Source organism: Zooshikella harenae (assembly GCF_018837975.1).
GTDB classification, from domain to species: domain Bacteria; phylum Pseudomonadota; class Gammaproteobacteria; order Pseudomonadales; family Zooshikellaceae; genus Zooshikella; species Zooshikella harenae.
In genome coordinates this window covers 1-7,159 of sequence record NZ_JAGSOY010000119.1, presented here as the reverse complement: position 1 = coordinate 7,159, position 7,159 = coordinate 1, and the positions used below count along the sequence as shown (strand labels likewise).

The 7,159-nt window shown below is 40.7% G+C and carries 5 protein-coding genes; 1 reads left to right on the top strand and 4 read right to left on the bottom strand.

The genetic code is table 11. The features are described 5' to 3' along the window. From KCG35_RS22955 to KCG35_RS22940, 4 genes are all read right to left on the bottom strand, one after another. A partial coding sequence (locus KCG35_RS22955; protein WP_215822194.1) for a hypothetical protein occupies positions 1–467 on the bottom strand: 467 nt, incomplete at its 3' end. Beyond that, the gene (locus tag KCG35_RS22950; protein WP_215822193.1) at positions 460–3,984 is read right to left on the bottom strand and encodes a toxin VasX; all 3,525 of its coding nucleotides are present in this window, start codon (positions 3,982–3,984) and stop codon (positions 460–462) included. The genes KCG35_RS22955 and KCG35_RS22950, both read right to left, overlap by 8 nt. A 2-nt stretch (positions 3,985–3,986) precedes the next feature. Further along, positions 3,987–4,997, bottom strand: a complete 1,011-nt coding sequence (locus KCG35_RS22945; RefSeq protein ID WP_215822192.1) for a DUF4123 domain-containing protein — start codon at positions 4,995–4,997, stop codon at positions 3,987–3,989. A 185-nt stretch (positions 4,998–5,182) separates the two neighbouring features. Next, positions 5,183–5,965, bottom strand: a complete 783-nt coding sequence (locus KCG35_RS22940; RefSeq protein ID WP_215822191.1) for an ankyrin repeat domain-containing protein — start codon at positions 5,963–5,965, stop codon at positions 5,183–5,185. 340 nt (positions 5,966–6,305) lie between these two features. Between KCG35_RS22940 and KCG35_RS22935 the strand changes: the two genes are divergently transcribed. After that, the gene (locus KCG35_RS22935; RefSeq protein ID WP_215822190.1) at positions 6,306–6,641 is read left to right on the top strand and encodes a hypothetical protein; all 336 of its coding nucleotides are present in this window, start codon (positions 6,306–6,308) and stop codon (positions 6,639–6,641) included. Positions 6,642–7,159: the final 518 nt, after the last annotated feature.

Sequence of the window (7,159 nt, the reverse complement as noted above, 5' to 3'; positions counted from 1 at the left end):
GTACTGACCCAGGCTTTAAAGGACTCCCAAGGCACAAGGTGAAGCTGTTTTTTATCATCCACCCAAGCGACTTCACGGCGTTGCCGGTTGAAGCGAGTCTGCATGTTTTCTTTGCCATGTTGAATATGCCCTATAATTACATATGACGTACACATACAAAAAGCAAAAACAATTCCGCTGGCTGTAATTATAATGATATCCCAATTTAAAAAGCCATGTTGGGGTTCGATAAGTGTAACAAATAAAATATATATAAAAAAAAATCCTATACACACGAGAGAAAAAGCACCATGCAATACTTCAAATGCTTCCTTAGCATTGCCGCTGCCAATATCGATAAATACATCATTTTTTTTTGTGAGTACGTTTAAAGGATCTGCGGCCTTATAACCTGTCCATATGGGTAATGGCGATAATATCAGTGAGGTCACACCATCGCTGTGTTCAACGTCAGAGAACTTATACATCAGTTTCACCAAGGTCTTCTGCATAATTCAACCAGGCATCATTAATGGCAAACAGCTTCATACGCTGCTCTCCTGGCAATGTATCATTATCTTCAAGGGCAGGAACCATACCTGGCTTGTCATCATCTTCGTATTGAAACTCGTCCAGCTTAACGGTATATCTAACATAGTTTTTATCTTCCTGTACCGGCTTATAGGCCATATCGGGCCTGGAGATAAATTTAAAACTTAAGCTGGATGCATTCTTTAATGCCTCTCTTGAAACAAATAATTTAAGTTGCAACATATTATGGTTAAATGCTGCAGAGGCCGTATTTAACATATAAAAAGTAATATCTTGTGCTTGATAATTGTTGGCTACAGCAATACCAATCTGTAGGGGGGATTCCCTCTGCTGTATAGGAGTAGCGTGTTTAGGTATGACAAAACTACTACGTTTGATTCCAGGAATAGAAATCGTGATATCCACCATGTTATGAGTGCGAACGGATTGAGGGTGTAAGTCGTATTTTTTATTTTCGATATGGCCCTCAACATAGTATTGAACTTCAATCTGTGGACGCATAATCGCATCCGCTAACTGCTGTTGCTCCTCTTGATGACTCCAACCTTGAGATTGCCTACCCCAATAACAACGCTCAACCCATACCATAATCGGTGGGGATTTATAGATCTCATACAGTACTTCACCAATCAGGATAAGCACGCCACCAATGACTAACCAAGGCATGGCACTGGCAATCGGGCCTGCAAAGCGGGCGAGTGCTGCACCGTAGTTCATGCCATGCAAGCGAGCAAACTTAAACGCTTGGTACGCATAAAATCCCTGCCGAGCGTTACCCACCAGTACGAAGGTATTTCCCAGTATGGAGGTTGCATTGCCAGCCGCAGCTATGTTGTCGTTATCTTCAAGTGCATCACTGACTTCTTTAAATTTTTTAACGTTATCTGATAGTGCTCCTAACCCATCAACGAAACTTAAAAATAGGGTAGAAATAATAACGACTTTTCCTAACGTATTAACCAGAAAAGGATTTCCCCTCTGAATACCTCCTTCAATACTTTGTCGCCATAGTTCAACACCAACAGAAGCAGTGGCTGTTACAGCTCCTGAGATATCTGCAAAGAGCTCTGCTAAATCTGGAAATGTAAGAACTTCTTTGTGCGCAAGATCTTCATAGGTACTAAATGCATTAAAAATATTGGTAATAGACAGTAACACTGGAATAAAAATAGCCCTGATACTACTACCCACACTACTAAGCGTATGCCCCTGTCCATAGTTCGTCAGCATGCCTCTTCGGAAGCCTTCAATATGCTGATTAAGGGTATTTATTTCTACGTCACTGAGTCCCTCAACCTTAAAGCCACTCATGCCTTGAGTGGGGTTTACAGGGGACGTATAAGCTCGAACCGTTGCTTTGGCATTTTGTAATGACTGCCATTTTTCTACAGAAGTTTGTTTAATCGCGTCCAGCTCTTGCTCTAATGCTCGTGTTGTAGACCAGTCGCGGCGCTGTTGAGCTTTTTTAATTTGCTGACGTATACTTTTACGTTTATTTTTTAAGGTACGAATAACCCCTTGATCTTGACCTAGTTGATCCAACGCACGTTGAAATTCATTTGTGGCTTCTGCATTGGGCAGACGAATCATTAAATTATCATTGGCGGCGGCATTGACCAAAAGCAAGTCAAAGCTGACTTTAGTATGACGAATCACGCGTCGGGCTCGCGTCATGGTATCCAGGTTATTAAGCTGATCGAAAGTACGTGTGACTTCACGGATATACGCGGGTGTCAACGCCGCAATGATACTGCCACGTAATTCAAGGTGTTCTGTTAATTCTGGAAATTGATCCAATTTAAGCAATGATTTTAATTCCCTGACATCGTTTGCCGTCGATAAAATGGTTTTTAAATCATCGGTCGTATTGGAGGCATTATTAATTTCATTGGCCGATTCGATACTGTAATTGGTAATAAATAATGAGGCCCGGTTTTCTTCTCCAAACTCATCAATATACAGCTTGTGTGCTAAATCAACGCCTTTGCCTTCCGCATCGCCACAAAGGTTGGCAATACAACGAAAGTGAGTTTCATGTAAGTGCTTCACTTGATCAGAGACTAGTATATCAAAATACCAGAGCGCATTATTGATACGCGGTAGCAGTTTATTGCGATCACGACTGTTGTCTTCTTCCAAGTCAGCGATATGTTCAGCCAGCTGCTCTGCATTAGCTAAAAAGGTTTTCATGGCCTTGAGGCGAACACGTTGTTCAATGCGCGGTATATTCCACAAGCTATCATCCTTGTACATACTGAGTTTACCCTTACGGTATTTCTCAACAGCAGCTTGATAGCGGGTATGATTACGGCCATGTTTATGGGCGAGCTGTTCTTCAATTTGCTGAGCTTGAGCCTCTTTATGGTCAGCTTCTGCATTAAGTTTTTCAAAACGTTCAAACCAATTAGACGACAACTTATTTCGTTTACCATAGCGCTTGGTTCGAGCGGCATTTATACGCAGCAGGTCAGCTTCATTACGTAATTCAGCGACACGGGTATAGTCTTTTAGGCTTTGTTGATCCAACGCATCCAGACTTCTTGTGGCTTCAGCTTGCTTAAAATGATTACTTAAATCGCCTTGGCTGACTTGATATAACCCCTGAACAAATTGCCCCGCATGCAATGCATGTTTATTATTTTCATACCATTCACGTTTTTCCCGATAAATACATTCAGCGTGCAGATCAATATCATGTAATACCCCAAGCAAGTCGTGTAATACCAACAATGCGGTATTAAATGAGCTACCCTGGGTTTCGACCATGACTTTACCTTTTGAGGCTTGCGCCAAAGGCAAGGAAGACCAGCTAAAGCCTTTTTCCTCAAATGGTAAATGAGGTTCATTGTCGGAAAACGGCTCAACCGGTTTTTGATCCATACACTCACTGAGCACCGTTGAGATACTATCCAATGGCACTAGATGGGTTGCGCCGTTACCAAAGTCATAATCATCCAGATCAACGCGCTGCATATACTGACGTCTTAACCGAGGGTCTGACTTCACTTCAGCTATTTTGTTGTCCGTCCAGGCTACTTCCGAGTACACAACCTCAATAAACCCTTGGCGTAATAATTTAATGGGTGCGGTTAATACACTGGGTTTACCAACACAATCCTGCTTTTCCCAATATAATGATGATGGGCTGTCATCCTGAATTTCAAACGACAATAACTCATCAGGCTTTAACGAATGGAAAATATAGACAAAGCCTTTGCGCGCTAATCGAACACCTACAGGTTTGCTTAACGCATCAAAACCAGGTGCTAATGCAGGATGTTCAACTTCTTGTTCAATTAAGGCGTAGCGAGTAGGGTAGAGATAAATAAACGCCTCTTTAACAGGGCAGTGGGCCACACCATCTAAAGTGCCACCATCCGCTATTTCTGCCATCGCCTCCTCAGCATTAGCAGGCTTACCATAAGGACTATTATCTGAGGTATCACTTGTCATCGTTACTGCGCCCTATACTGCTTAGCAAGCACATAAGCCTCTTTAAGCCGTGCCTCAAGCGGTCGCGCGTCAGCTTCTGTCATGAGTTGGTAAACGGCTAAATAATGTCGTCCAACAAAGAGCTTTTCTCCCAGCAGCGCAACAATATTCACCACTAAATACAATTCATTTGCAGACTGACAATGTAAACCTTTGGCTAAAGCGGTGAGGGCATATACCAACGGAAACGGTTGCTTGTTAAGCACCTGATCATCAGGCACCAGTGTCCGCATATGATTGTTAAATTGACACATAAATTGATAAATAGCAGACACGAGTAACTTGTTATACAACAGATCAGGGTAATATTGAGCAACATATTCATATAATTGCTGGTATGCTCTGACGTGTGTCGGTACTTCCATAGCGGTTATTTGCTTTATCGTAAATGTTTGTAACTGCTTATAACGATGTACGTCATACGTCGGATTAGGGTTGGTGACGCTCAACCAGCAATCATCCATTAATTTCAACGTGCCATGGGATGTTATTGAGATAGCATCATCAAATGTATTATCCAACATCGGACATTCCACAGAAGCAAATGGTCCTAGCCAGTATTCATGTTGTTCCGGTGTTGATGCTGCAAGCAGTCGCCAAATAATACGTGGATCACTAGCCCGAAACAGCATTTCACCACCTTGTGGATGATTCACCGTCAACCACCATTGGGCATGCAGTACGAGCTGTTCAAAAGGAAGGTCACTGCTTAATACCAACCCCCAGTGATGAGTAATACCTCGGTATAAATAATCAATAAAAAAACGGCCTAAGGGGTCAACCTTGACCAGCAAAGGGGATAAATCACTTAATTCAGCAAAAAGCGTTTGCTCAAAAAGAGGGAACACCTGCGGTGTTTTTTCTTTTTCATAAATACGGTTTAGCAAACCCGGTTCACTGGCCCCATCTAGCAGCAAGTAACAAGACTCACCTGGGCGTGGGAACTGGCGAATAACATCATAGGGTATGTTCATGAACGGCCCCTGGTCACAGCACTCATCGTTATATTTAATTTCAGTATAGTGGCTGGGGCAGACTTAACATTCATTGCTTATTTATAAGTACCACAATAGCGTATTCGGGGGGAGGGTGGAGCACTATATATGGGCACTAGCAAGAATAAAAAATAACCTTTTTTACGACAGTTTATTCATAAAAATTATTTAAGCTCTTTTTTTGTAGCCTCGTCTAAAAACTTTAAAATACTTTGATTATTTGAATCTTCCGCCCAGTTTTTTGCAGTTAATCCATTATCATCCGTAGCATTAAGGTCTGCACCAGCGGCGACAAGATCCTTTACAATATTGATATGACCTCGCTTTATTGCTGTCATTAACGGTGTTTCTCCATCAAAAGACCGCGCTTCAATATCTGCACCTTGCTCCATTAAATACCTAACAATATAACGGTAGCGTTTTTGAATTGCTACGATTAAAGCGGTTTGGTTTTTATAAGCCTTTGCTTCAAGATTAGCACCCTGTTCAACCAAATACTTTACTATATCGTAATGACCTCGCCTTGCAGCAATCATCAGCGCTGTGTAGTCTAAAACGCCTTTTGACTCCATATCTGCACCTTGTTCTATGAGATACCGAACAATATCAAGGTGCCCATGATAAGTAGCCACAAGATGGGCTCTTGCATTAAACTTACTTTTACCATTTACATCCGCACCTTTTTCGATCAATAGTTTAACAACGTCTAAATGACCGCTGCTTGCAGCAGTAGCTAAGGGAGTTAACCCTAAAAAAGGCTTCTCTTCAATGTCTGCACCATCATCGATTAATTGGCTAACAGTATTTAATCGCCCATGTCGTGCAGCATCTATCAAAGGGCTTGTAGAGCAACCTGCTAAAAAACACTGAGAAGTGATTACTAATAGTGCAAATAACTTTACATCAATAATTTGTATTAGTTTACTGGCTATTATTTTATAAGACATTAGGACTACACTTTGTAAGTCATGAAATAGATCAATTGAGTTGTTACATATCTGAGTATAGGTGGCAAGTCTATTGATTTATACTACTTACCACAGTACTAGGCGTGGTTGCCGCTGCCGTGCGGTAAACAGCTCAACATCTTACCATCAATGTACATTGAAAGACAGATTATGCTCATTATGCAACGCTCAGAAGTATTACTAAAAAAGCAACTTGTCCCCTTATTCATAAAGCCTGCAATGAGGTAATGGCTTATGTTATGATGACGATTCATTAATCGTTATGTGGATATCAATTTGGACGTTTAGGATGCTGAAATATTTTCTAGTAATCTTTTTTATGCTTAGTAACTCAGCAATAGCTGAGAAAAAACTTGAAGAAATCCCAAAACTATTTCATGGTACATGGGACACTAGTAATGAAGCATGTATTCAGCCATCCAGTGATATGAGGATGGAGATTGAAGCTAGAGTTGTACGCTATTGGGAGAGTCAGGGTCAGGTCACAAGGGTCAACGTCGAGAACGAAAGAAAGCTAAATATAACTTTTTCAATATCAGGTGAAGGTGAAAGCTGGGAATCTTTCAAACAGTTTGAGCTAAATACAGCAAATAATACTCTTACTATAAACACATTAGAAGGACAACAGCTTTCAAAGCGAGTCCGTTGTAAATAAGTACACTATATATGGCATAATCTAGGGTAAAGGGGGCAAGTCTCCTGCAAACAAACCTTCTTCTATATCAATAACGTCACCACTCAAACGTTGATCAATAAGCGTAAGCTGTCTTTCAATAAGCACTGATGGAAACAACAGTTAGATAGCTTATGTTGAACTGTTTGCCGCACGGAAGCGGCAACCAAGCCTACAGGGATGTATTTACGGCGTGTTCAACGTGAGCTATCTAAATGTTGTATAACAATGTTTTAGTAAAAAAATAGCCTTTTCAACGTGAACCATTAATAATACATCTCTACAGGTATAAAAACTCTTTAACAGAGTGCCATGCTGATTTATCTATGCAATTATTAAAATAAAATTAACTTAAACAAAATTAATATGAATTTACTAATAAAGTACAGCTTGACCAATAACGATAACAAAGTCACAATCCCGGGTGCTTTTAATTAAGACTATTAAGGAATACATAATTATGAAAAGGGCAACACTGACATTATTGCTACTGTATTTAA